The organism is Mesorhizobium sp. M0848 (assembly GCF_040319805.1).
In the GTDB taxonomy this organism is placed as follows: Bacteria; Pseudomonadota; Alphaproteobacteria; order Rhizobiales; family Rhizobiaceae; genus Mesorhizobium.
This window is the reverse complement of the sequence record NZ_JAMYOM010000011.1, coordinates 103,523-126,420: the sequence shown is the minus strand read 5'-3', so window position 1 is coordinate 126,420 and position 22,898 is coordinate 103,523. Positions and strand designations below refer to the sequence as shown.

The 22,898-nt window shown below is 62.7% G+C and carries 20 protein-coding genes and 2 tRNA genes; 15 read left to right on the top strand and 7 right to left on the bottom strand.

Translation table 11 applies throughout. The features are described from left to right. Positions 1 to 67 precede the first annotated feature (67 nt). From NKH95_RS14945 to NKH95_RS14935, 3 genes are all read left to right on the top strand, one after another. Positions 68 to 523 carry a hypothetical protein gene (locus NKH95_RS14945; RefSeq protein WP_023812211.1) on the top strand — a complete coding sequence of 152 codons (456 nt, stop codon included), beginning with the start codon at positions 68 to 70 and terminating at the stop codon, positions 521 to 523. A 44-nt stretch (positions 524 to 567) separates the two neighbouring features. Next, positions 568 to 864 (top strand): DUF982 domain-containing protein, encoded by a 297-nt coding sequence (locus tag NKH95_RS14940; RefSeq protein ID WP_352891922.1) that lies wholly within the window; start codon positions 568 to 570, stop codon positions 862 to 864. A 194-nt stretch (positions 865 to 1,058) separates the two neighbouring features. After that, positions 1,059 to 1,304, top strand: a complete 246-nt coding sequence (locus tag NKH95_RS14935; protein ID WP_352891894.1) for a hypothetical protein — start codon at positions 1,059 to 1,061, stop codon at positions 1,302 to 1,304. A 380-nt stretch (positions 1,305 to 1,684) separates the two neighbouring features. On the opposite strand, the gene NKH95_RS14930 is transcribed toward NKH95_RS14935, so the two are convergent. Together NKH95_RS14930 and NKH95_RS14925 are read right to left on the bottom strand one after the other, a co-directional pair. Continuing rightward, positions 1,685 to 1,933: a hypothetical protein gene (locus tag NKH95_RS14930; RefSeq protein WP_023812208.1), complete on the bottom strand. Its 249-nt coding sequence runs from the start codon at positions 1,931 to 1,933 to the stop codon at positions 1,685 to 1,687. Between the two features lie 443 nt (positions 1,934 to 2,376). Further along, a tRNA-Asn gene (locus NKH95_RS14925) sits at positions 2,377 to 2,451 on the bottom strand. A 223-nt stretch (positions 2,452 to 2,674) separates the two neighbouring features. On the opposite strand from NKH95_RS14925, the gene NKH95_RS14920 reads away from it, so the two are divergent. Beyond that, a complete protein-coding gene (locus NKH95_RS14920) occupies positions 2,675 to 2,932 on the top strand; it encodes a hypothetical protein (RefSeq protein WP_023812207.1) in 258 nt (85 codons plus the stop codon). Positions 2,933 to 2,956: 24 nt separating this feature from the next. Here the strand turns inward: NKH95_RS14920 and NKH95_RS14915 are convergent, their stop codons facing one another. Continuing rightward, positions 2,957 to 3,160, bottom strand: a complete 204-nt coding sequence (locus NKH95_RS14915; protein ID WP_128304002.1) for a hypothetical protein — start codon at positions 3,158 to 3,160, stop codon at positions 2,957 to 2,959. Positions 3,161 to 3,380: 220 nt separating this feature from the next. Here NKH95_RS14915 and NKH95_RS14910 point away from each other — a divergent pair. From NKH95_RS14910 to NKH95_RS14875, 8 genes are all read left to right on the top strand, one after another. Further along, positions 3,381 to 3,454 (top strand) — tRNA-Cys (locus tag NKH95_RS14910). Between the two features lie 90 nt (positions 3,455 to 3,544). After that, positions 3,545 to 4,213, top strand: a complete 669-nt coding sequence (locus NKH95_RS14905; RefSeq protein WP_023812205.1) for a protein-L-isoaspartate O-methyltransferase family protein — start codon at positions 3,545 to 3,547, stop codon at positions 4,211 to 4,213. 181 nt (positions 4,214 to 4,394) lie between these two features. Beyond that, a complete protein-coding gene (locus tag NKH95_RS14900; RefSeq protein ID WP_023812204.1) occupies positions 4,395 to 5,786 on the top strand; it encodes a TolC family outer membrane protein in 1,392 nt (463 codons plus the stop codon). A gap of 214 nt (positions 5,787 to 6,000) precedes the next feature. Next, complete coding sequence (locus NKH95_RS14895) at positions 6,001 to 6,819, top strand: PopZ family protein (protein ID WP_128304003.1); 819 nt, start codon at positions 6,001 to 6,003, stop codon at positions 6,817 to 6,819. A 220-nt stretch (positions 6,820 to 7,039) separates the two neighbouring features. Further along, positions 7,040 to 9,823 carry a valine--tRNA ligase gene (locus NKH95_RS14890; protein WP_128304004.1) on the top strand — a complete coding sequence of 928 codons (2,784 nt, stop codon included), beginning with the start codon at positions 7,040 to 7,042 and terminating at the stop codon, positions 9,821 to 9,823. A gap of 357 nt (positions 9,824 to 10,180) precedes the next feature. Further along, positions 10,181 to 11,401 (top strand): OmpP1/FadL family transporter, encoded by a 1,221-nt coding sequence (locus tag NKH95_RS14885; protein ID WP_128304005.1) that lies wholly within the window; start codon positions 10,181 to 10,183, stop codon positions 11,399 to 11,401. 307 nt (positions 11,402 to 11,708) lie between these two features. Beyond that, positions 11,709 to 13,433 carry a dihydroxy-acid dehydratase gene (gene ilvD / locus NKH95_RS14880; RefSeq protein ID WP_352751376.1) on the top strand — a complete coding sequence of 575 codons (1,725 nt, stop codon included), beginning with the start codon at positions 11,709 to 11,711 and terminating at the stop codon, positions 13,431 to 13,433. Then, positions 13,420 to 14,280: a tetratricopeptide repeat protein gene (locus NKH95_RS14875; protein WP_031213511.1), complete on the top strand. Its 861-nt coding sequence runs from the start codon at positions 13,420 to 13,422 to the stop codon at positions 14,278 to 14,280. Before ilvD ends, NKH95_RS14875 begins: the two co-directional genes overlap by 14 nt. A gap of 49 nt (positions 14,281 to 14,329) precedes the next feature. Here NKH95_RS14875 and NKH95_RS14870 read toward each other — a convergent pair whose 3' ends face one another. The 4 genes from NKH95_RS14870 to erpA form a co-directional block, all read right to left on the bottom strand. After that, positions 14,330 to 14,629, bottom strand: a complete 300-nt coding sequence (locus NKH95_RS14870) for a hypothetical protein (protein WP_023812198.1) — start codon at positions 14,627 to 14,629, stop codon at positions 14,330 to 14,332. A gap of 89 nt (positions 14,630 to 14,718) precedes the next feature. After that, positions 14,719 to 15,513 carry an exodeoxyribonuclease III gene (xth, locus tag NKH95_RS14865; RefSeq protein WP_023812197.1) on the bottom strand — a complete coding sequence of 265 codons (795 nt, stop codon included), beginning with the start codon at positions 15,511 to 15,513 and terminating at the stop codon, positions 14,719 to 14,721. A 17-nt stretch (positions 15,514 to 15,530) separates the two neighbouring features. After that, positions 15,531 to 15,926, bottom strand: a complete 396-nt coding sequence (locus NKH95_RS14860) for a VOC family protein (protein ID WP_128304007.1) — start codon at positions 15,924 to 15,926, stop codon at positions 15,531 to 15,533. Between the two features lies 1 nt (position 15,927). Beyond that, entirely contained in the window at positions 15,928 to 16,275 is a 348-nt protein-coding gene (gene erpA / locus NKH95_RS14855; protein WP_013531288.1) for an iron-sulfur cluster insertion protein ErpA, read from the bottom strand. Between the two features lie 90 nt (positions 16,276 to 16,365). Here erpA and NKH95_RS14850 point away from each other — a divergent pair, with 90 nt between their 5' ends. From NKH95_RS14850 to NKH95_RS14840, 3 genes are all read left to right on the top strand, one after another. Then, the gene (locus tag NKH95_RS14850; RefSeq protein WP_352609613.1) at positions 16,366 to 17,580 is read left to right on the top strand and encodes a deoxyguanosinetriphosphate triphosphohydrolase; all 1,215 of its coding nucleotides are present in this window, start codon (positions 16,366 to 16,368) and stop codon (positions 17,578 to 17,580) included. Positions 17,581 to 17,655: 75 nt separating this feature from the next. Then, positions 17,656 to 19,413: an arginine--tRNA ligase gene (gene argS, locus NKH95_RS14845; RefSeq protein WP_352609614.1), complete on the top strand. Its 1,758-nt coding sequence runs from the start codon at positions 17,656 to 17,658 to the stop codon at positions 19,411 to 19,413. Positions 19,414 to 19,516: 103 nt separating this feature from the next. Continuing rightward, positions 19,517 to 22,873 (top strand): SPOR domain-containing protein, encoded by a 3,357-nt coding sequence (locus tag NKH95_RS14840; RefSeq protein WP_352795835.1) that lies wholly within the window; start codon positions 19,517 to 19,519, stop codon positions 22,871 to 22,873. Positions 22,874 to 22,898: the final 25 nt, after the last annotated feature.

The following is a 22,898-nucleotide window of genomic DNA, read 5'->3' as shown; positions in this document are numbered from 1 at the left end:
CCCTGGAACCTAGATCTACGGTCCGCCTCCCGGTTCGGCCGGGAGGCACAGCTCGCGGAGAATGGAGATGAGAACCGAAGCTTACAGTTTTTACCAACCCGAACCGAAAAATCTTGCCGCGGAATCCGCTGAGTTGCGGACGCCAGATGACGTCCTGAACGAGGAGACGATGACAATCGGCGCAAAGCGGGCTTTGCTCGCTTTCTGGGCTTCCGACGTTCATGCGGTTCCTGACAATCCCGCGTTGCGGCAATTGGACAACGGCGCCATCGTGGAAGTCAGCGACATACTTCGCGCCCTCCACCTCCTGGACGAATCCGGGCGGGAACCGCGTATTTCAAAGATGCCGGGCACCGTCAGCCCGTCTTTCGACCGGCGCCGCAGGAAGAGCCGCCTCGGTTGGATGCGGCACCCCTGGCGAGATGACGACGATGATCCGCCGCCAATCCCGGCCATTGCAACGGTACCGCCTGGGCGTGGAGGTGGCGGCATGTTGGCCGAGCCGGAGCATGCAATCGCATGATGACCCGAACCAGCAACAACCCACCGTGCCGAATGGAGGATTACATGAGTGACAGGACGTTCGACCAACCGGTCCTGGTCAAGAATGGCGAGTTCATTCAAGAAATAGGGTGCCTCGACGACGCCTTTGACTTCTTTGACGAGTGGCCAAGGGAAAGGCGGGGTCCGATTTTCGAAACGGCCTTTCGAGCCTGCCAGCGTGCTTACGACGGCCAGGTTCCGCTGACGGTGGCGCGCGATGCCGTCGCCGGCTTCGCAAGATCCGTCAAGATCATGCAGGACCCGCTTGCTCAGTTCCCTTGGATGGACACAAGGTCAGGTCGCGGTGGGATTACCGCTTAGCCTTGATAAAAGGGGCGGCGCTACCAGGACGGCTGGGCCTGCATCGTCGGTGAGCTGCCCTACCAGTTCACCTTGTAGCGGGGCGGCTCGATCTTTTGTTCGAACTCCCTGGTGCGGTTTTTGGCGACTGGCTAGGTCAGCCTCGCAACAGTCAACGCTAATATAATGTTCGAAGCGTCGCCACAGGAGGTTCAATGGTTTCCGCTATCGTAAGTCAACATCCGCATGTCCCGGAAAAACAAACGGCAGTGGGGAAGCCGCAAACCGGGGAAGGATTTTCGCCGGGCCGCAGCGCGGACGCCGTGGGACATCTGGCCAAAATCATGGTTGCCGCAGGCGGCGATATGGATGCTGGCGCGCAAGGCCGCGCGGCATCCAAGATCGCCAGGATGGACATCACGGTTTTGACCGCACCACCCGTAGAAACACCAACAGAGTAAAATATGCTCGTTCGGGCGCCTCCGCGCCGTCATCAGCGGCATGCGCGGCTCTCGCAGATTACGCCACGGCTCTCAGCGGAGGCTCCGCCATCGTCCCCAGGCCGTCGCATTCCGCGCAGGCGCCCGTCTTTCCAGGGCAGCCACCCCGATGGGTTCCCTGCGGGCAGCAGTGCCCGTTTGACGCATACCACTTGGAGCAGTCGAAAACCCTGCCGCTGCCATGACAGCGCGGGCATTCCATATTCGATGAAATCATACTAATTCTTGCCCAACCCAAACGCACTCGCCCTACGTCGCAAGTAACAGGAATCATTGTGCTTTCAAGCACATTGCCTGACTTAAATTGGGGGGATCGACGGATGGCCGGCATCGATGGCGAGCTATTGTTGCGCCGTAATTACGTTCCTCGTGAAGACCTTGCTCGCCACAAGCCGCGTTGGACATTGGCCGGCAACAATAGGTTGCGCCGCCTTGTCCCGTTCGTTCTCAATGGTGACGGCGACTGCGTCGCCGGGCTTCGCGTCGGCGGCCTGTGTGGCCGTGGACGCGAAGAGGACCGTCTGGGTGATGAGAGCCGAAAACGCGGCAACCTGGACCAGCACGGCGGCGAGGGCGATCTTCTTCAGCATGCGAGAAAACGCTCTTCGATGTTCCCGGTTCCCCACGCATTCAGGTTTTCTGCTCGCTACGGAACAAGAGACCGGCAGGGCGGTTAACTCGATTATGCCGAGCAAGATCAAAGAGCCACCATCGAAGCCCGCACCGGAGAAGATACCTGTGCAACGCCGGGACAAAGAAGTCCCGCCAGAGCTTAAGCATGTCGACCCGCCACCGCGAGATGTGCGAGAGGCACCGGCACCCAACCCGAACGGCGACAAGAGATGAGATCGCCGAGATCGAAGCAAGGCCTTATGCCTGCTCCCGCGAACCGTCCCGATGCCGCGGCGTCATCGACGGCGCTGGACAGCGGGGCCAGGTCAAGTTGAGAATCAACCTGCTGACCGCGATTTTGCAGACATGCCATAGATCAGCCCCTATGGGCGACCTGACCGTCTCAAGGCTTTGAAAAGATTGGCTCCCCGGGCCGGATTCGAACCAGCGACCAACCGGTTAACAGCCGGTTGCTCTACCACTGAGCTACCGGGGAACGGATGCTCTTATGTGAGTGGCGCAGCCTATAGCTGCCCTTTTCGGCTTTGCAAAGAAGCTTTTCACATTTTTCCGAGGCTTTTTCGCGCAGGCGTTTCTCGCAATCGTCGAAGGAAGCCCTCATATTAGCCGTCTTGGCGGGGATATGGAACCGAAAGCGCGGCGGCTGCTTTGGTTCAAGCATGCTTGCGAACAATCAAACGGGTCAATCTTTCGAGACGATGACAGCACAAGACAACCAGATGCCGGCGCGGAAAATCTCCGTTTTCGGGCGCGAGTTCAAAATGCCGCGCTCGCGCGGGCTCAGAATCACGATCGGCATCCTGCTGACCGTTGGCGGCGTCCTCGGTTTCCTGCCGATCCTCGGCTTCTGGATGGTTCCGCTCGGATTGCTGGTGCTGTCCTATGAATTCGCCATGGTTCGCCGTCACCGGCGTCGCTTTGTCGTCTGGTGGGAACGGCGTCGCCGGCCCGATTGACCGCCGATAGCGCAAGGCGGGTGTTCAGCGGGCGGCGTGCTCTTCCAGCGCCTCACGGATCTGCTTGAGAATCGCCGCGGCCGAGGCAAGCCTTGCCCTGTCATGCGGCGACAGGCTGTCCGCACCTTCGATGGACAGACGGTCGATTGCGTAATGCAGAGGCTCTCCGCATTGTGGCAGGGACAGGCCGGACGAGGCACTTGTATTTGCTGCCACTGTCCGGTGCATGGCTCTTCCTCCTGCCATGTCCAACGCACGGCCGCCGATGAGTTTCTTCTCCGGGCAGGCTATGCTTAATTGTCCGCTAATGGAGCGGTCAGGCCCGATCCGACGATTTGCCGGGTGCCGTCCGGACTGACGCGAGGAAACCGTTCGGAATGCACGGTGGCCGCTTGACGTCATTTTCGCCGCAACCTATTGGAACCGGGTGGAACGCCGGGAGCAATGAGGCCTCGTGGCGGAGTGGTTACGCAGAGGACTGCAAATCCTTGCACCCCGGTTCGATTCCGGGCGAGGCCTCCAATGCCCGGGCCCCCGCGCGGCAGCGCAGGGGCCTGAAGTTCCTGACACAATGGACCGCGGTTCTGGCGCGGCAAGCGGATTGGTTGGGACATGAGCGCTGATTTCTCCGAACTACGCGTCAAGATGGTCGACGGCCAGGTCCGCACCACCGATGTGACCAGCGCGCCGCTGCTCGATGCAATGCTTGTCGTCCCAAGAGAGATGTTTGTCGGCGCCGCCCAGCGCGATCTGGCCTATATCGACGAGGACATCCGCATTGCCGCCGGCGCGGACGGCGCGCGCTACCTGATGGAAGCATCGCCGTTGGCCAAGCTTATCCAGCTGGCGGAGATCAACCCGACCGATTCGGCGCTCGATGTCGGTTGCGGAACCGGCTACGCCTCGGCCATCCTGTCGCGACTGGCCAGGTCCGTGGTGGCGCTCGAAAGTGATTCGGCGCTGGCGGAAACCGCCAGATCGACGCTTTCGTCGCTGGGCTGCGGCAATGTGACCGTCGTCCAGGGCGCGTTGCCGCAGGGGCATGCCGCTAAGGCGCCTTATAACGTCATCTTCGTCGGTGGCAGCGTCGCGGAAGTGCCGGTGGCGCTGCTGGACCAACTCGCCGAAGGCGGCCGCCTTGTCGCCGTCGAAGGGCAGGGCAATTCCGGCGTGGCCCGTCTCTTTTTCAAGGCCGGGGGGGTTGTAACCGGAAGACGTGCATTTAATGCGGCAATTAAGCCACTACCGGGGTTTGAACGCATTCGTGCTTTCGAATTCTGAATGATTTGGCCTTGCAGGAGAGGCTGTGTCATGGTCGCTTGCATTTGAACGATCGCTGCGGATCCCAGACTGGGGGCACTTTGGGGTGAGCAGCAGGGAACATCGAACACGCGGCGCCGGCTGATCTATGAGAGAAGCAGGCGCGGCGCGGTTCCCATGGAAAACGAATGAGGGTTTAACCGTGCCGTCTTTACGCAAGTCACTTTTCACCGCCGTCCTCGTTTCGGCGACCATGCTGTCCCCACTGGCGGCTTCAGCCGAAAGCATCTCCGGCGCGCTTGCAAAGGCCTATCAGTACAATTCTTCGCTGAATGCATCCCGCGCCGGCGTTCGTGTCACCGACGAGGGTGTCGCCATCGCCAAGTCGGGCTACCGCCCGATTGTCACCGGCTCGGCGGATATTGATTATTCGAGCAGCCATCTCAATGGCACCAATTCAAGCGTGAGGCTGACCACCGGAAATTTTGGCGTCCAGATAAACCAGATGCTGTTCGATGGCTTTCAGACCAGGAACAATGTCGCTGCCGCCGAAGCGCAGGTCCGCGCTTCCGTCGAAAGCCTGCGCAACACCGAAGAGGGTATCCTGTTCAGCGCGGCCCAAGCCTATATGAACGTGATTCGCGACCGGCAGGTCGCCGTGCTGACTGAGCAGAACCTTCAGTTCCTGACCGAAACGGCGCGCGCGGCGCGTTCGCGTTTCGAAGTTGGCGAAGGCACGCGCACCGATGTCGCCCAGGCCGATGCTTCGCGGGCCGCCGCCGTGGCATCGCTGAGTGCCGCCCGGGCGCAGGCGCTGGCAAGTGCGGCGATCTACCGCCAGATCGTCGGCGACGAGCCGGGCAAGCTCAAGGGCGCTTCGCCGGTGGCAAAGCTGTTGCCGTCGAGCCTCGCCGCCGCCGTCGGGGTGGCCTCGAACGAGCATCCGGCCATCCTTGCCACGCAGCATCTGGTCGACGCGGCCGCGTTTTCGGTGAAGTCGGCCGAAGGCGCGCTGTTGCCGCAGCTGTCGGCTTCCGCCGGCGTTTCGAGCGCCTATCGCAATACCTCGCCTTTGCCGGGCGTCGGTTCGCAGGATGGCACGACCAATTCGGCCAGTGTCGGGGCAACGCTGACCATCCCGATCTATTCGGGTGGCCGCACCTCGGCGATCGTGCGCCAGGACAAGGAATCGCTCAGCCAGGCCCGCATCCAGGTCGACGTCAGCCGCGACCAGGTGCGCCAGGCCGTCACCGCCGCCTGGACCGAGTACACCGCCGCGCAGCAGCAGCTGACGGCCAACAGGCAGGTGATCGAGGCCGCGAAGCTGGCACTGAACGGTGTCATCGAAGAGCGCAATGTCGGCCAGCGCACCACGCTCGACGTCCTCAACGCGCAGGCGACGGTCATCACCGCCCAGATCAACCAGGCCGGTTACGAACATGATGTGGTGGTGGCGAGCTACGCCATCCTGCAGGCGACCGGCCGTCTGTCCGTCGACCGCCTTGGCTTGCAGGTAGCGAAATACAAGCCTGAAGAGCATTACAACGCGGTCAAGGACAAGTGGTACGGCCTGCGCACGCCGGACGGCCGCTGAAGCGTTCGGCCAGGACTGGCCGTGCTCCTCGTTTGAGCAGGATCTTTCGTACTGCGCTCTCGGGTTCAGATCGCGCTAATCTGTTGAAATCCCACAAGTCCCCAGATTGGGGATTCTCGTGCGGCGATCCGTCGGTTACGCTGTCGCCATGATTCGATCCGGCTCTGCCGGATCGGAAAACCCAACAGGGGTCACAAGGGCGGCGGATGTGACGATGGCAACGGCAAGCAGCGCACAGCGCGAACCTTCCATGGAAGAGATACTGGCTTCCATCAGGCGGATCATCGAGGACAGCGACGGCGGCCGCAAGCAGCCGGGCGACGCCGATGAGTTGAGCCAGGATCTGGAGCGCGCGTCGAGCGCCTATGCAGCCCCCGACGTGGAAGCATTCCGTGCCGACCTGCATGCCGCCCCCGACGGCAGGAAGCCGGTCACGCTGGCGGAAGTCCAGGCACAGTTGCCGGCGGCCGAGCCGGTGGCCGCACGCATGGAAACGCCGGTGCGCCCCGATCCCGGCCCGGCAAAGCCATCGATGACACTTGCCGAGGTCAGCGCCCGCGTCGCCGCCGAGCCAATCACGGTTGAAGCGCCGGGATCGCGTCCTGTCGCCGACGCTTCCATCGCCGATTGGCGTCGCGAGATCGCCGCGGTCGGTGAGCAGGCGAGGGCGGTGTCGGACCGGAGCGAAGCCCCCAAGACCGCTGCCCAGCCGTCCGTGGAGACTCCAAGTGACGAACCGACCGCGAAAGCAGCCGTCGAGCCGTCTCGTCCGGATGCAAGCGTGGTGCGACCGGTGGCGGCCAGCGACGCGCCGCGTCCGGCGATCGTTTCCGAGCACACCGGCCGGCAGGTCGCGGCTGCCTTTGGCGAGCTTTCCGACGCGTTTGCCAGCCGCAGCAAGAAGACATTCGACGAAATGGCCGAAGAGATGCTGCGGCCGATGCTGCAGGATTGGCTCGACAACAATCTGCCGACACTGGTCGAAAGGCTGGTGCGCGAGGAGATCGAGCGCGTGGCGCGCGGGGCGCAGTAGTTCCCCATGCCGATCACCAAAGGAAGCGGCGCCCTCGTGGCGCCGTTTCCTTTGGTGAGGTCAGCTTGTTGGCAGGACGACGGATCGCTTTCCGTTGAAATGACCAAGGCCGCGCCTATCTGGTTGTGAGGGTCCGAGACAGCCCTTGCGGTTGACTTGGTCAAAGCCTTCCGATTTACAGCGGACCAGCAAAACTCCCGACAGCGCGGACCATTTTCCCATGCTTGAAAAGACCTACGACGCCAAAACCGTCGAGCCGAAGATCGCCAAAGTCTGGGAAGAGGCCGACGCGTTTCGCGCCGGTGCCGGGGCCGAGGAGGGGGCGGAAGCCTTCACCATCGTCATCCCGCCGCCGAACGTCACCGGCTCGCTGCATATGGGACACGCGCTCAACAACACGCTGCAGGATATACTGGTGCGCTTCGAGCGCATGCGCGGCAAGAATGTCCTGTGGCAGCCGGGCATGGACCATGCCGGTATCGCCACGCAGATGGTGGTCGAGCGGCAGCTGATGGAAAAGCAGATCCATCGCCGCGACCTGACCCGCGAGCAGTTCATCGAGAAAGTGTGGGAGTGGAAGGCCGAATCCGGCGGCGCGATCTTCAACCAGTTAAAGCGGCTCGGCGCCTCGGCCGATTGGTCACGCGAACGCTTCACCATGGACGAAGGCCTGTCCAAGGCCGTGCTCGAAGTGTTCGTCACGCTCTACAAGGAAGGGCTGATCTACAAGGATAAGCGCCTTGTGAACTGGGATCCCAAGCTGCTCACCGCGATCTCCGATCTCGAGGTCGAGCAGCAGGAGGTCAACGGCAATCTCTGGCACTTCCGCTACCCCGTAGAGGGCCAGGTCTTCGACCCGGAAAACCCAACAACCTTCATCACCGTGGCGACGACGCGCCCGGAGACGATGCTGGGCGATACGGCCGTCGCCGTGCACCCTGACGACGAGCGCTTCCGGCATCTGGTCGGCAAGAACATCGTCCTGCCGATCGTCGGTCGCAGGATTCCTGTGGTGGCGGACGAGTACTCCGATCCGGAAAAGGGTTCGGGCGCGGTCAAGATCACGCCCGCGCACGATTTCAATGACTTCGAGGTCGGCAAGCGCCACAAGCTGCCGGCGATCAGCATCCTGACCACGGAGGCGGCGGTAAGTCTCAGGGATAATGAGGATTTCCTTGCCGGCCTCGAGGTGACGCCGGAGCGCCAAATTGTCTGGGACGAACTCGACGGCCTCGACCGCTTCGTCGCGCGCAAGAAGATCGTCGAGCTGATGGAAGAGGGCGGCTTCCTCGAAAAGGTCGAGCCGCATCGCCACGCCGTCCCGCATGGCGATCGCGGGGGCGTGCCGATCGAGCCGTTCCTGACCGAGCAATGGTATGCCAATGCGGCGGAACTGGCCAAGCCAGCGATCGCTTCGGTGCGCGAGGGGCGCACCAAGATCATACCCGGGAATTGGGAAAAGACTTATTTCCAGTGGATGGAAAATATCGAACCCTGGTGCATCTCACGCCAACTGTGGTGGGGTCATCAGATCCCGGCATGGTACGGGCCGGATGGGCGCGTCTTCGTCGAGAAGACCGAGGAAGAGGCGCTCGGCGCCGCGATCGAATACTACCTGGCTCTGGAAGGACCCTGGAAGGGCTGGGTCGAGGACAAGTTGGAGAATTTCCAGCCGGGCGAGATCCTGACCCGCGACGAGGATGTACTCGACACCTGGTTTTCGTCGGCGCTGTGGCCGTTCTCGACATTGGGATGGCCTGATGAGACGCCGGAGCTGAAGACCTACTACCAGACCGACGTGCTGGTGACCGGCTTCGACCTCATCTTCTTCTGGGTTGCCCGTATGATGATGATGGGCCTGCACTTCATGGACGAGGAGCCGTTCCACACCGTCTACATGCACGCGTTGGTGCGCGACAAGAACGGGCAGAAGATGTCGAAGTCGAAAGGCAACGTCGTCGACCCCCTCGACCTGATCGACGAATACGGGGCCGATGCGCTGCGCTTCACCCTGACGGTGATGGCGGCGCAAGGCCGCGACGTGAAGCTCGACCCGGCGCGCATCGCCGGCTATCGCAATTTCGGCACCAAGCTGTGGAACGCCACGCGCTTCGCCGAAATGAACGAGGTCGCGCGCAATGACGAGTTCTGGCTGAATGACGCGAAGCTGGCGGTCAACCGCTGGATCCTGACCGAACTGACGCGCGCGGCGCGCGAAATCACGGACGGCATCACCTCATACCGCTTCAACGAGGCGGCGGGTGCCGCCTACCGCTTCGTCTGGAACCTGTTCTGCGACTGGTATCTGGAATTGCTGAAGCCGGTGTTCATGGGCGCCGACGAGGCGGCCAAGGCCGAAAGCCGCGCCTGCGTCGCCTTCGTGCTGGATGAGATCTATAAGCTGCTGCACCCGATGATGCCGTTCATGACCGAAGAACTGTGGGCGCAGACCGCTGGCGAAGGCAAGCAACGCCTCTCGCTGCTGTGTCATGCGGCATGGCCGTCACCGGATTTCGAAGACGCCGAGGCCGCAGCGGACATCAATTGGCTGGTCGAACTCGTCTCCGGCATTCGCTCCGTGCGTTCGGAGATGAACGTGCCGCCGGCAGCCATTGCACCGCTCGTCGTGGTCGGCGCCAATAATGTGACACGCGAGCGCCTCGTTCGCGAGGATTCGGCGATCAAGCGGCTGGCGCGGGTCGGCGACATCTCGCTTGCCGATGTCGCGCCCAAGGGCTCGGCGCAGATCGTGCTCAATGAGGCGACGGTCTGCCTGCCGCTTGGCAGCCTGATCGACCTCGCCGCCGAGGCGGCACGGCTGCAGAAGGAACTGGCCAAGGTGACCGAGGAGATCGCGCGCCTGCACAAGAAACTGTCGAACGAAAGGTTCGTCGCCAGCGCGCCGGCCGAGATCGTCGATGCCGAGCGTGAAAAGCTCGCCGAATACCGCGATGCGCAGGGCAAGCTGTCAGTCGCGTTGGCCAGGGTTCGCGACGCCGGCTAAGGATAGATTCGCGAGACTTTAGCCCTCTCTAAACTGCTGGTTTTCCGCCTCGAAAATCAGCATGCCGTTGCGTTAATTTTGACGTAAACGGAAGTTTTAGCCCCATTGTTGCCATAATGTAACAATGGGGCTCCCGGACCGCAAAAAACGCTGTTTTCGAACCTTTTTGGATGGGTTTCCTCTGTTTTTTGGAAGCAGATCCGCCATCACGGACCGTTTTCGGCCTTGCCGCATCCGGTTGCATTTCCTCGAAAATGCGCCTGGCGAATGTGTACATGTACGCTCTTGAATTCGTTGTTGCACCGTTAACCCGAATTGGTTCTAGCTTGATGCACTCGAATTCGGGGAGGACATTTCATGACTATTCTGCGACTGAAAGCGCTGCTTGGGGCGGGCTGCTTTTCGCTGGCTTTGATCGGGACGGCGATGAACCCGGCACATGCCGGCGGCCTGGAGCGTGCTGGCTACGATATCGACCTGTTGTTTGATCCGGCTCCGTTCGCGACCGAAGCGGAAGCGACCTATGTGATGCCGGACCGCAAGTACAAGAATGCGCGCGGCCCGGGCGGAGCCGATCTCGGTTTGGGCACCTCGGCCGACGGAGCCGAGGGCTATTGGGTTCCACGCATTGGAGCCAAGGTCCAGGTCGTGCAAGGCGTGGATTGCATGGTCGATTATTCGCAGCCCTGGGGTGCACATACCGCGCCGGGAAATGCGTGGAACGGCGCGTTTTCGAATATCGAAACCGACATCAAGAGCGACAACTACGCGGCTACCTGCTCCTACAAGATGGACGCCGGCAAAGGCCAGCTTCGGTTCATAGGCGGTGTTTTCTACCAGAAGATCTATGGCTTCAAGGAGAACTACACAGATATTGGCTTCGGCACGATGGTCGGTCGTGTCGATCTGGAGGCCGATGGCTGGGGCTGGCGTGCGGGCGTCGCTTATGAAATTCCAGATATCGCGCTGCGCGCCAGCCTTGTCTACAATTCGCAAGTGAAGCTCGACAATATCTCTGGTACTCTGAACATCGGCGGCGTCGTCTCTGTACCGATTTATGGTGCGACGGAGTCAATGCCGGATTCGCTCGAATTGAAACTGCAGTCGGGCATCGCACCTGGCTGGCTCGCTTTCGGTTCGATCAAGTGGGTCAATTGGAGCGTCCTGCAAAGCGTTCCGATCTGTGCCCAGGGTACACCCTCCTCATTCTGCGTCACGAATGGTCTGGGCCAACTAACTTCACTCGACCTGATGTATCGTGATGGCTGGACTGTCACGGGCGGTATCGGTCACAAGTTCAATGATCAGTGGAGTGCCGCTGGGCAGCTTTCCTGGGATCGTGGCACGTCGCATGGCTATGGTGCACAGACCGATACCTGGACGCTGGGTGGTGGCGTTGCCTATACGCCCAGGCCGAATATCGAGGTTCGTCTGGCAGGTGCGGTCGGTGTGCTGACCAGCGGCCATTCAGGGGAGTTGGCTGGCGAGAACGGCTATATCGCGGGCACCGATGACAGCTATGACTTCGGCAACGATCTGGTCACGGCAATTTCCGGCGGTATCAAGATCAAGTTCTAAGCAACTGAAAATTCTAAGCAAAAGGCCGGGCGTTGCTCGGCCTTTTTCGTTTGAGCCGGCATCGCCCGTGCGCCCCGTATCCAAGCTGCGTTGCATATTAGCCGCACCTCTTTCGCCCCGTGCGGTTGTGACGTTTTGGCAACACTTTCTGAACAACCCCTGCGCTGGAAGCCGGGCTGAGGAAATTGCCCATTTCCCGCCATAAACCCGGCGCACCTCGATCTTGTCTCGGGACACGCGCCAAAAGGCTCGGCGAGGGGGCAGGCCGCTCCGCCCCATTTGCAGGGAAGATGGGGCAAGGAAGAGTATGGACGCCAAAGTCATCTCCAAGGCTAAGCTCCCCAGCCGCCATGTGACCGTCGGTCCGGCGCGTGCGCCGCATCGTTCCTATCTCTATGCGATGGGTTTGTCGGCGGCCGAGATTGCGCAGCCGCTGGTCGGGGTCGCCTCCTGCTGGAACGAGGCGGCGCCCTGCAACATCTCGCTGATGCGCCAGGCGCAGGTGGTCAAGAAGGGCGTCGCTGCGGCCAGCGGCACGCCGCGCGAATTCTGCACCATCACCGTCACCGACGGCATCGCCATGGGTCACCAGGGCATGAAGTCATCGCTGGTGTCGCGCGAGGTCATCGCCGATTCGGTCGAACTCACCATGCGCGGCCATTGCTACGACGCGCTGGTCGGGCTGGCCGGCTGCGACAAGTCGCTGCCCGGCATGATGATGGCCATGGTGCGGCTCAACGTGCCGTCGATCTTCATCTATGGCGGTTCGATCCTGCCCGGCAGCTATCGCGGCCGCCAGATCACCGTGCAGGATGTTTTCGAGGCGGTCGGCCAGCACTCGGTCGGCACGATCAGCGACGACGAACTGCTTGAGATCGAGCAGGTCGCGTGTCCCTCGGCCGGTTCCTGCGGCGCCCAGTTCACCGCCAACACCATGGCCACCGTCGCCGAGGCGATCGGCCTGGCGCTGCCCTATTCCTGCGGCGCGCCGGCTCCCTATGAAATGCGCGACCGGTTCAATTTCGCCTCCGGCGAAAAGATCATGGAACTGATCGCGAAAAACATCCGGCCGCGCGACATCGTCACGCTGAAGGCGCTGGAGAATGCGGCGACCGTGGTCTCGGCCACCGGCGGTTCGACCAACGCGGCACTGCATCTGCCGGCGATCGCCCACGAGGCCGGCATCAAGTTCGACCTGTTCGACGTGGCCAAGATCTTCGAGAAGACGCCTTACATCGCCGACCTCAAGCCGGGCGGCAAATATGTCGCCAAGGACATGTTCGAGGCCGGCGGCATTCCGCTGCTGATGAAGACGCTGCTCGACCACGGCTATCTGCATGGCGACTGCATGACCGTGACTGGCCGCACTTTGGCCGAAAACATGCAGCACGTTGTCTGGAATGAGCATCAGGACGTGGTCCGCCCGGCCAACACACCCATTACCCAAACCGGCGGTGTCGTGGGCTTGAGGGGAAACCTTGCCCCCGAAGGCGCGATCGTGAAGGTCGCGGGCATGGCGGAGTTGAAGTTCTCCGGCCCGGCACGCTGCTTCGATTCGGAAGAGGAATGTTTCGAGGCGGTGACGCAGCGCAACTACAGGGAAGGCGAAGTTCTCGTCATCCGCTACGAGGGGCCGCGCGGCGGCCCCGGCATGCGCGAGATGCTGTCGACGACGGCAGCACTTTACGGCCAGGGCATGGGCGGCAAGGTGGCGCTGATCACCGACGGGCGCTTCTCGGGCGCGACGCGCGGTTTCTGCATCGGCCATGTCGGCCCCGAAGCAGCCGTAGGCGGCCCGATCGGACTGCTCAGGGATGGTGACGTGATCTCGATCGACGCGGTGAACGGCACGATCGACGTGGCGTTGTCCGATAGCGAACTGGCGGCGAGGGCAAAGACATGGAAGGCGCGCGCGACCGATTATCAGTCGGGCGCGATATGGAAATATGCACAGACGGTAGGGCCGGCGCGCGATGGCGCGGTGACCCATCCAGGCGGTGCGAAAGAAACACACTGTTATGCGGACATCTGAGTTGTTGAAGTCAACACCAGAGTTGTTGAGGTCGTCTGTCTTTTCGGCACTGGTCGTGATCGCCACTTTTGGCGCGACCTTTGGCGCCGTGGGCCAGGCCATGGCCTTCGACGACAAGGTGTTCGACGACAAGACCGGGGTGAAGCCGCAATCCAGCCCATGGGCGGTCTTCCAGTTCGGCTTCTCCGCCTACAAGAACGGCCACAAGGAACAGGCTGCCGAGGCCTACAAATACGCCGCCGAAAACGGCCAGATCGGCGCCACCTGGAAGCTTGCCCGCATGTATGCCGAGGGCGACGGCGTGGCGCGTGACGACTACGAGGCGTTCAAGTTCTTCTCCGAGATCGTCGATCAGGACGTCGAGCCCGGCTCGCCTGAGGAAAGCTATGTCTCCGACGCGCTGGTGGCGCTTGGCGACTATTTGCGCACGGGCATTCCCGGCAGCCCGGTCGCCGAGAACGAGGTGGCGGCCCAGGAATATTACATGCGCGCCGCCGCCAACTACCGCAATCCGAACGCGCAGTTCGAAATGGGGCAGATGTTCCTGAAGGGCGAGGGCGGCGTGAAGGCCAGCGTCAAGCAGGCCGGGCGCTGGTTCCAACTCGCCGCCGAGAAAGGCCATGCCGGCGCACAGGCGACACTGGGCCATTTGTTGTTCCAGAGCGGCAAGATCGTTCGTGGCCTGGCGATGATGACGGCAGCGCTCGAACGCGCTTCGCCGGCTGACCAGCCCTGGATCCGCGGCATGCAGGAAGAGGCATTTGCCACCGCCGGCGAGGCCGACCGCCGCACCGCCATCTCGCTGGCCGATGATATCCTCACCAAGGGCAACAACGCGGATCAGTAATCTCGCGGCCGCGTCAGCTTCACCAGCAGCACTCGATTTTCGATCGTGATCAGTTCTCGATCGGCTCCGTCGGCACCATGCTGGGCGCCGGCGTCGAGATCGGCGTGACATGGGGTTGTGGCGCCAGCGTGTTTTCCGGGCAGCTATCCCCGATCTTCGTCCACGATGTGTTGTTGAGCACCATGTCGCAGCGAGCCAGATGGCTCCGGTCGGCAAGCGTCAGGCAGGCGACCTGGCCAAGCTGGTAGGATTTTCCATTGGCCAGGCATTCCTGGTCGGCAAATGCCGCACCGGGAGCGGCCATGGCAAATGCCAGGCCGATCGGACAAAGATGAAATCGTGTGCTCATGGAACCCCAGCCGCCATGCTGGCCCGCAATGAGCGGCGCGAAATGTGGCGATATGAGGTCCAGCGCAGACGTGCCCGGCGAGGGTTCTCTCAGGCCGGCTGAAGTGCGAGATCGATCGCCACCGGCACGTGATCGGACGGTTTTTCCCAGGCGCGCACGTGCTTTTCGATCGACGCGGAAGAAAACCGGTTGGCGGCTTCCGGCGACAAGAGCAGGTGGTCGATGCGGATGCCGTTGTTCTTCTGCCACGCGCCGGCTTGATAGTCCCAGAATGTGTAGGTGTCGGGTGCGTCGGTGACCGCGCGCACCGCCTCGGTGAAACCAAGGTTGAGCAGCCGCCGGAAGGATTGTCGCGTCTGCGGCTGGAACAGCGCGTCGCCCAGCCAGTTCTCCGGAAACCGCGCGTCGATCCGCTCGGGAATCACGTTGTAGTCGCCGGCGAGCACCAGAGCCTCCTCCAGTCTCAGCCGTTCTTCGGCCCAGCGCTCCAGCCGCGCCATCCAGGACAGCTTGTAAGGAAACTTCTTCTCGTCATCGATCGGATTGCCGTTCGGCAGATAGAGCGAGGCGACGCGCAGCGCGCCCTTGTCAGTCGAGAAAACCCCTTCGATGAAACGCGCCTGTTCATCGGCATCGTCGCCGGGCAGGCCTCGGATCACCTCGTCGAAGCGCAGCTTCGACAGCAGGGCGACGCCGTTGAAACCCTTTTGGCCGTGGGTTTCGACATTGTAGCCAAGCGCCTCGATCTCGGCGCGCGGGAATTGCTCGTCGACCGACTTGATCTCCTGCAGGCAGACGATGTCGGGTGCGCTCTCGGTCAGCCAATGGGTGAGGTTGCCAATGCGGGCGCGGACACCGTTGATGTTCCAGGTGACGATTTTCATGGCGGTCTCGATGCTGTTCAGTTGGATTCTTGCGGCGGATGGCGTTCGACGAGGCCAATCGTATTGCCAGCCGGGTCCTTTAGGAAGGCCATCCATTCGCTTTCCCCCGCTGGACCGAACTGGCCCTCTGTGTCGCGATGGACAAGTGTTGGCGGCGCGGTGAAGGGTACGCCTGCCGCGACCGCAGAGGCATGGAAGTCATCGAGGCCCGATATGTCGAGATAGACGGTTCCGGCCGGTATGCCGTCGGTGAACAGCAGCCTGATATCGCCGGCCATGATGAAGGCGATGCCCGGCGGGTCGAAGCGCGCATGAACCGCCATGCCGAGCACGTCGCGCCAGAAAGCCAGCGTGGCGTCGAGATCACGGCCAGCCGACAGCGCGATCTGACGGACCGCACCGATAGCAGGCATTCTATATGGAGAAACTCGTGCCGCAGCCGCAGGAGGCGACGGCGTTCGGATTGCGGATCTGGAACGACTGGCCCATCAGATCGTCGACGAAATCGATCACAGAGCCGCCCATATAGACCAGCGACAGATCGTCGATCAGCACGGTGGCGCCGTCCTTCTCGATGGCGACGTCATCGTCATTGCGCGTATCGACCAGATCGAACTTGTAGGAGAAGCCCGAGCAGCCGCCGCCTTCGACCGACACGCGCAGCGCCGTCTTGCCGGCCTCGTTCGAGACAATCCTGGCGATCCGCTTGGCGGCGGCCTCGGTCATATCGACTTTCATGGCAGTCTTGGCATCAGCGCCCATGGGCGTCACCTTGCTTTCGGTTTCACATGATAGGTATGAAGCGCGACGGGCCAAGTCAACCTGGCTAAGTCAAACGCGGCAGCATCAGCCATGACCAATGAGTTGGGCGACATCGGATTCGGCTATCGGCCACGCGCCGCCTATGCCTGCGATCCGGCAAAGTCGCGCGGACGGCTGTTCGACGAGGTGGAAAGCCCGACCCGCACGCCGTTCCAGCGTGACCGTGACCGCATCATCCATTCGACGGCCTTCCGGCGGCTCAAGCACAAGACGCAGGTCTTCATCGCGCATGAAGGCGACCACTATCGCACCCGGCTGACCCATTCGATCGAAGTGGCGCAGATCGCGCGCGCCCTGGCACGGGCGCTGCGCGGCGACGAGGATCTCGCTGAGGCGGTGGCGCTGGTGCATGATTTCGGCCACACGCCCTTCGGCCACACCGGCGAGGACGCACTGAACGAGAAGATGGCCGCCTGGGGCGGCTTCGACCACAACGCGCAATCGCTGCGCATCGTGACGAGGCTGGAGGCGCGCTACGCCGAGTTCGATGGGCTCAACCTGACCTGGGAAACGCTGGAAGGCCTGGTCAAGCACAATGGGCCGCTGACGGACGCCAACGGCAAGGGTCTGAAAGGGCCGGTGCCGCAGGCGATCCGTGATTACTCTGAACTGCACGATCTCGAACTCGACCGGTTCGCCGGCATCGAGGCGCAATGCGCGGCGATCGCCGACGATATAGCCTACAACACGCATGACATCGATGACGGTTTGAGGGCAGGGCTACTGACACTGGACATGCTGGAGACGGTTTCGCTGCCGGGAACGATCCTGAAAGGCGTTCGCTCACGCTATCCCTCCCTCGATGATGTGCGCACCGGCCACGAGCTGATGCGGCGGCAGATAACCGCCATGGTCGAGGACGTGATCAAGTCGACGACCGCCAATCTCGATCGCATCAGGCCGCGGAGCGCCGATACAGTGAGGGCAGCTGGCGAGACGATGGTGGTTTTCTCGGCCGAAATGGCTGCCTTGGAGAAAGAACTGAAGGCCTTCCTGTACAAGCACCTCTACCGGCATGCGGAGGTTATGCGGGTGCGCGCGGACGCCGAGCAGATCGTCAAAAATCTGTTCGACGCCTATTTCGCCGATCCGCGCGCCATGCCGGATGGCTGGCGCGAGGGGCTGGATCGGGCCGACGACCGCATCAAGGCGCGCAGCGTCGCCGACTTCCTGGCGGGTATGACCGACACCTACGCGCTCAAGGAACACCGGCGTTTGTTTGACCATACGCCTGAATTGGGCTAGGGCGGGCTCGATTTTGCCGGCCAACGAGCCGGATTCGCTGCAAAGCCGCCAGAGCCAGACCCCAGAGTCACACAAATGAACATCTTCGCCGATTTCACCGCGCGAATCATAAAAGCCGTCGAAGCGCTTGATCTGAAAGACAAAGACGGCGTTTCGGCTGACCTGTCGCGCATTGCCGTCGAGCCGCCGCGCGACGCCAGCCACGGCGACCTGGCGACCAATGCGGCGATGGTGCTGGCCAAGCCGACCGGCCAGAACCCGCGCGCGCTGGCCGAAAGACTGGCGCAGGCGCTGCGTGACGACAAGGATGTCGCGGCGACGGAAGTGGCAGGGCCCGGTTTCGTCAATCTCAGGCTCAAGGACGGCTTCTGGCAGACACATCTGACCGCACTGCTCGGCGAGGGCCGCAACTATGGCCGCTCGACGGTTGGCGGCGGCAGGAAGACCAATGTCGAATATGTCTCGGCCAATCCGACCGGGCCGATGCATGTCGGCCATTGCCGGGGTGCTGTCGTCGGCGACGCGCTTGCCAATCTGATGGCCTTCGCCGGCTACGATGTGACCAAGGAATATGTCATCAACGATGCCGGCTCGCAGATCGACGTGCTCGGCCGTTCCGCATTCCTGCGCTACCGCGAAGCGCTGGGCGACGATATCGGCGAAATACCCGCCGGTCTCTATCCCGGCGATTACCTGGTGCCCGTCGGCCAGGCGCTGGTCGCGGAATTCGGCCGCTCGCTTCTGCAGATGCCCGATGACGAGGCGCTCGCCATCGTCAAGGATCGCACCATCGATGCGATGATGGCGATGATCCGCGAGGACCTGGCGATGCTCAACGTGCATCACGACGTGTTCTTCTCCGAGCGCACGCTGCACGCCGACAATGCCAGGAAGATCCGCTCGGCGATCAACGATTTGACGCTGAAGGGCCATATCTACAAGGGCAAGCTGCCGCCGCCCAAGGGCGAGAAACCCGACGATTGGGAGGACCGCGAGCAGACGCTGTTCCGCTCGACCGCGGTCGGCGACGACATGGACCGGGCGCTGGTCAAGTCCGATGGCTCGTTCACCTATTTCGCCGCCGACGTCGCCTATCTCAAGGACAAGGTCGATCGCGGCTTCGTCGACCTGATCTATGTGCTCGGCGCCGACCATGGCGGCTACGTAAAGCGGCTGGAGGCCTTGGCGCGGGCGATTGCCGGCGACGAGGTGAAGCTCACTGTCCTGCTGTGCAATCTGGTCAAGCTGTTTCGCGAGGGCGAACCGGTGCGTATGTCGAAGCGGTCGGGCGATTTCGTGACGCTGCGCGAAGTGGTGGAGGAGGTCGGCCGCGACGCGATCCGCTTCATGATGCTCTACCGCAAGAACGATGCGCCGCTGGATTTCGATTTCGTCAAGGTGACCGAGCAGTCCAAGGACAATCCGGTGTTCTATGTCCAGTACGCCTCGGCGCGCTGTCATTCGGTGTTCCGGCAGGCGAGCGAGCAACTGGGCGAAGCCAATTTCGACCGCAACAGCCTGGCGTCGGCCGCGGCATTGCTGACCGATGAGGGCGAGATCGGCCTGATCCGCAAGCTCGCCGAATACCCGCGGCTGATCGAGTCCGCCGCCCTTGCGCTCGAGCCGCATCGGCTGGCATTTTACCTCTATGATCTGGCTTCCAGCTTCCACGGACACTGGAACCGTGGCACGGATAATCCGGACTTACGTTTTGTTAAGGTTAACGACCGACAATTGACGCATGCCAGACTAGGGCTGGTGCAGGCTGTTTCGGACGTTTTGACGTCCGGCCTGACGTTGATCGGGGCCGCCGCGCCCACCGAAATGCGTTAGGTTTGACTAAATAACCTGTCACCTTTTGCCCACATTGCGCTGGTAAGGGCCAACCCTACGCGACGTCCATGGCGTCCGAATGAGTGCGAGTTCGGGAACAATAATGGCAGACAGAACCCAGCTGAGAGTAGCCGACAACAACGACATCGCTGACGATGATCCGTTCGCGGAACTGACCAGGATCATGGGATTCGACCCGCGCCAGCCGGTCAGGCCGCAATCGCCCGCCCAGCCGCAGGCCCCAGCCGCCGATCGCGGGCTCGAAGAGGGCGATTTCGATATCGATCTCGAGAAAGAAATGATGGGCGAGTTCGGCGCTGACGACAGCGACGCCGCTCCGGTTGTCCAGGCTCATGAGCCGACCTTCGAGCATGAGCCGGCATTCCAAGCGGCTGACGCCAGCGCGATGGACGACGAGCTTTCGGTGTCGCTCGACGACGATTTCCAACTGGACATGGCTGAGATCGACGGCCACGTCGCCGGCACCAGCCATGCGGTCGCAGCTGAAGCCGCGCCGTCCGTCGAGCCGGCTTTCGCGTCTGATTTTGACGATGCCGTCGCCGGTTCGCTTGAGGACGTCTCCCCCTTCGAGGACGATCAGTCGATGGCGGACGAGCTTGCCACTTCGCTCGACCAGGACCTCCGGATCGATGAGGAAGCCGAAGAGGCCCAATACGCCGTTGCCGACACGCACGCTTCTGTCGAGCCAGTTGCCTCAGATGACGAATTCGACGATGCGGTGGCAGTCTCGCTTGAAGACGAGCTGGTGCTCGACGACCATTCGGCGGCCGAACAGTCATTCGTGGTCGCCGAGCCCGTCGAGTATCCCATGCCGGAGCAAGCGGCGGCGCGTGACGGCCATGCAATCTCCGATGAAAGCTTTGCCGGCCATTTCGACGACGCCATGGCTGATGTCGACATGGATTTCGACGTTCGCGCGGATGAGCCGAATGCCTTCGACGAGCCGCCAACGCATGATGCGTTTGCCGATGTCGCTGACGCGAAGGGCGAGCTTCCCAGCCCTGAGAGCGTGCCGGACGATGCTTTTGACCTGAATTTGGACGACGCGTTTGCCGAAACGGTCGAAGAGCCGGTCACAGAGGTTGCCGCCGTTGCCGCCCAGCCGGCGGCGCCGGAAGCCTACATCGCAGCCGCGGTGCATGCCCCGACCGCGGACGAACGGAGCCTGGAAGACGAGTTGAATGCGCTGCTGGGTGCCATGACTGCGCGCACAGTGCCGGTGGCCAGTGAGCCCGTCACGGCTCAGCCGGCTGTCGCTGCCCTGCCGCCTGTTGCCGAGCCCGCCGAGGAACCGGCCGACCTTGTCGGCGACCTCGACTGGGATCTTGACGAACCCGCGCCTGAGCAGGACCGGCATGTTGGCACGGCCCAAGCGGCCGATGCGGATATTGACGACCTTATGCTTGATGAACTCCAGGATACGACCTGGAACACGGTTGGCGATGTCGATTTCGACGATGATGCGTTCGACGCGGCTTTGCCCAAGGATCTTGATCCGCGTGACGAAGCCGCTGACCGGGACAATTCGGCGGATTCTCTCGATTGGCTTGCGGAGCGTTCCCAACCGGCAGAGCCGCCGCGTTCGTGGAGCCGCGTGACGCCGGTTCCGCAGCAGCCGTCATTCAGCGCTCAGCCTGCGTTTGGTGCTCAGCCGGCCGCTTCGGTGGCATCCGTGGCCGCCCGGCCGGCAGTCGCCGCCATGACATCCTACCGTTCGTCCGAGCCGGTCGAGGCCGTGGCTCCCGCTGCCCCGGTATCGGCGCCGCAATCGCGCCAGCCGGCGCATTACGAAGACATGCCCGACGTCGAAACGGTCGATGTACCCGAGCGTGTCGTCGCGCTGGCGGACGATCTCGATATTCCCGAACTGCACTTCGAGGAAGACCAGCCAGCGTCGCCTGGCTACGACGATCTCGATGCGGAGTTCTCCAGCCTTCTCTCCGAGATGAACGCGGTGGAGGTCGCTGCCGCTCCCACAGGCAATTTGGCCGGCGCGTCTTACGATGATGACTCCTATGCCGCGGGCTTCAAGCCGGGCTATGACAGCCTCAAGCCGGCATATGACGGGGTCAAGCCGGGCTATGATGGGATCAAGCCGGGCTATGAGCCGGAAGCGCGGACCTATGCCGCGCGGCCGATGGACATGTCCGCCCGCGCGGCGGCGCCCACGGGTTATGCCGACGCCTCTGGTTTCGACCTTGACAGTCTGCCAGGGAGCCAGCCGGTTTCCCAAGCCGATGATTTCACCGTCGATGAACTCGACTACGATCCCGAACTCGACGAGGCTATGGCTGTCCCGGGGCTCGGCGAGCGTGAGGCCGCGAGGCCGTCGCGCGGACGCGGCCTGTTCATCGCCGCGATTGTCGGCGCGGTCGCCGTCGCGGGCGGTCTCGGTGCCTTTGCGCTGTCCTTTGGCGGCAAGGGCGGCAGCGAAGCGCCTGTCATCGTCAAGGCCGACAACGCGCCGATCAAGGTTAAGCCGGAGAATCCGGGCGGCGCCGTGGTGCCCAACCAGGACAACAAGGTCTACGACGCGGTCAGGGGCGCAAAGCCAGCCGAGCCGGTCCAGGAAAAGCTGGTCACCAACGTCGAAGAGCCGGTTGACGTGCAGGCGAAGGACCCGGCCCGCGCCATCGATCTTTCGCCGGACCAGAATGCAGCCGCCGCTGGAACCGATGTCGGCAATGCCGCGCCGATGTCCGGCGCCGCTTCGGCCGACAACGCTTCTGCCGATAGCACTGCGCCGGCGCCCAAGTCCGAGGATCGCATCGCGCAGGTGCTGCAGGATGCCGACAAGGGCACCAATGCCGATGTCGTCGCCGTTGCGCCGCGCAAGGTGAGGACCATGGTGGTCAAGTCGGACGGTTCGCTGGTGCCGCGTGAAGATCCGGCAGCGCCCGCCGCTCCGCAAATGGCCGCTACCGAGCCGGTCGATCCGGCGCCGCAGCATGTCGCCCCGGCGGCGCAAGCCGATGCGGACCAGACCGGCACCGTGGCGCCTGCCGCCGCCCAGGCGGACGACGAGCCGGCCCTCAAGCCGGTCGCCAAGCCGAAAGCCGAGGCCCAATCGGCGAACACGCCGGCAAAGGTTCCGCTCGCGCCGCAGCGTCCGTCCGACCAGCCGGTCGATGTTGTCGGCGAGGTCAAGCCCGATCAGGTTGCGTCCATAGATCCGGCATCGACCGCGGCCGGCGGTGGCTCGTGGTCGATGCAGATCGCCTCGCAGCCGACCGTCGAAAGCGCCCAGTCCAGCTATCAGGATCTGCAGCGCCGCTATGGCAGCGTGCTTGCCGGGCGTACCGCCAACATCGTCAAGGCCGAGATCGCCGGCAAAGGCACGTTCTACCGCGTGCGCGTTCCGGCCCAGTCACGCAATGACGCGATCAATTTGTGCACCAGTTACAAGGCCGCCGGCGGCAACTGCTTCGTCTCGCGCTAAAGCCGGAGCCAACCATCAAAAGCCG

Bases quoted from the DNA above. Each gene is read 5' to 3' on its own strand.
- NKH95_RS14920 (WP_023812207.1), top strand. From the start codon at position 2,675: ATGACAGCACAAGACAACCAGATGCCGGCGCGGAAAATCTCCGTTTTC.
- NKH95_RS14890 (WP_128304004.1), top strand. From the start codon at position 7,040: ATGCTTGAAAAGACCTACGACGCCAAAACCGTCGAGCCGAAGATCGCC.
- erpA (WP_013531288.1), bottom strand. From the start codon at position 16,275: ATGGGCGCTGATGCCAAGACTGCCATGAAAGTCGATATGACCGAGGCC.
- NKH95_RS14945 (WP_023812211.1), top strand. From the start codon at position 68: ATGAGAACCGAAGCTTACAGTTTTTACCAACCCGAACCGAAAAATCTT.
- NKH95_RS14840 (WP_352795835.1), top strand. From the start codon at position 19,517: ATGGCAGACAGAACCCAGCTGAGAGTAGCCGACAACAACGACATCGCT.
- ilvD (WP_352751376.1), top strand. From the start codon at position 11,709: ATGGACGCCAAAGTCATCTCCAAGGCTAAGCTCCCCAGCCGCCATGTG.
- NKH95_RS14915 (WP_128304002.1), bottom strand. From the start codon at position 3,160: ATGCACCGGACAGTGGCAGCAAATACAAGTGCCTCGTCCGGCCTGTCC.
- NKH95_RS14940 (WP_352891922.1), top strand. From the start codon at position 568: ATGAGTGACAGGACGTTCGACCAACCGGTCCTGGTCAAGAATGGCGAG.
- NKH95_RS14870 (WP_023812198.1), bottom strand. From the start codon at position 14,629: ATGAGCACACGATTTCATCTTTGTCCGATCGGCCTGGCATTTGCCATG.
- NKH95_RS14905 (WP_023812205.1), top strand. From the start codon at position 3,545: ATGAGCGCTGATTTCTCCGAACTACGCGTCAAGATGGTCGACGGCCAG.
- NKH95_RS14935 (WP_352891894.1), top strand. From the start codon at position 1,059: ATGGTTTCCGCTATCGTAAGTCAACATCCGCATGTCCCGGAAAAACAA.
- NKH95_RS14850 (WP_352609613.1), top strand. From the start codon at position 16,366: ATGACCAATGAGTTGGGCGACATCGGATTCGGCTATCGGCCACGCGCC.
- NKH95_RS14895 (WP_128304003.1), top strand. From the start codon at position 6,001: ATGGCAACGGCAAGCAGCGCACAGCGCGAACCTTCCATGGAAGAGATA.
- NKH95_RS14885 (WP_128304005.1), top strand. From the start codon at position 10,181: ATGACTATTCTGCGACTGAAAGCGCTGCTTGGGGCGGGCTGCTTTTCG.
- NKH95_RS14875 (WP_031213511.1), top strand. From the start codon at position 13,420: ATGCGGACATCTGAGTTGTTGAAGTCAACACCAGAGTTGTTGAGGTCG.
- NKH95_RS14860 (WP_128304007.1), bottom strand. From the start codon at position 15,926: ATGCCTGCTATCGGTGCGGTCCGTCAGATCGCGCTGTCGGCTGGCCGT.
- NKH95_RS14930 (WP_023812208.1), bottom strand. From the start codon at position 1,933: ATGCTGAAGAAGATCGCCCTCGCCGCCGTGCTGGTCCAGGTTGCCGCG.
- argS (WP_352609614.1), top strand. From the start codon at position 17,656: ATGAACATCTTCGCCGATTTCACCGCGCGAATCATAAAAGCCGTCGAA.
- xth (WP_023812197.1), bottom strand. From the start codon at position 15,513: ATGAAAATCGTCACCTGGAACATCAACGGTGTCCGCGCCCGCATTGGC.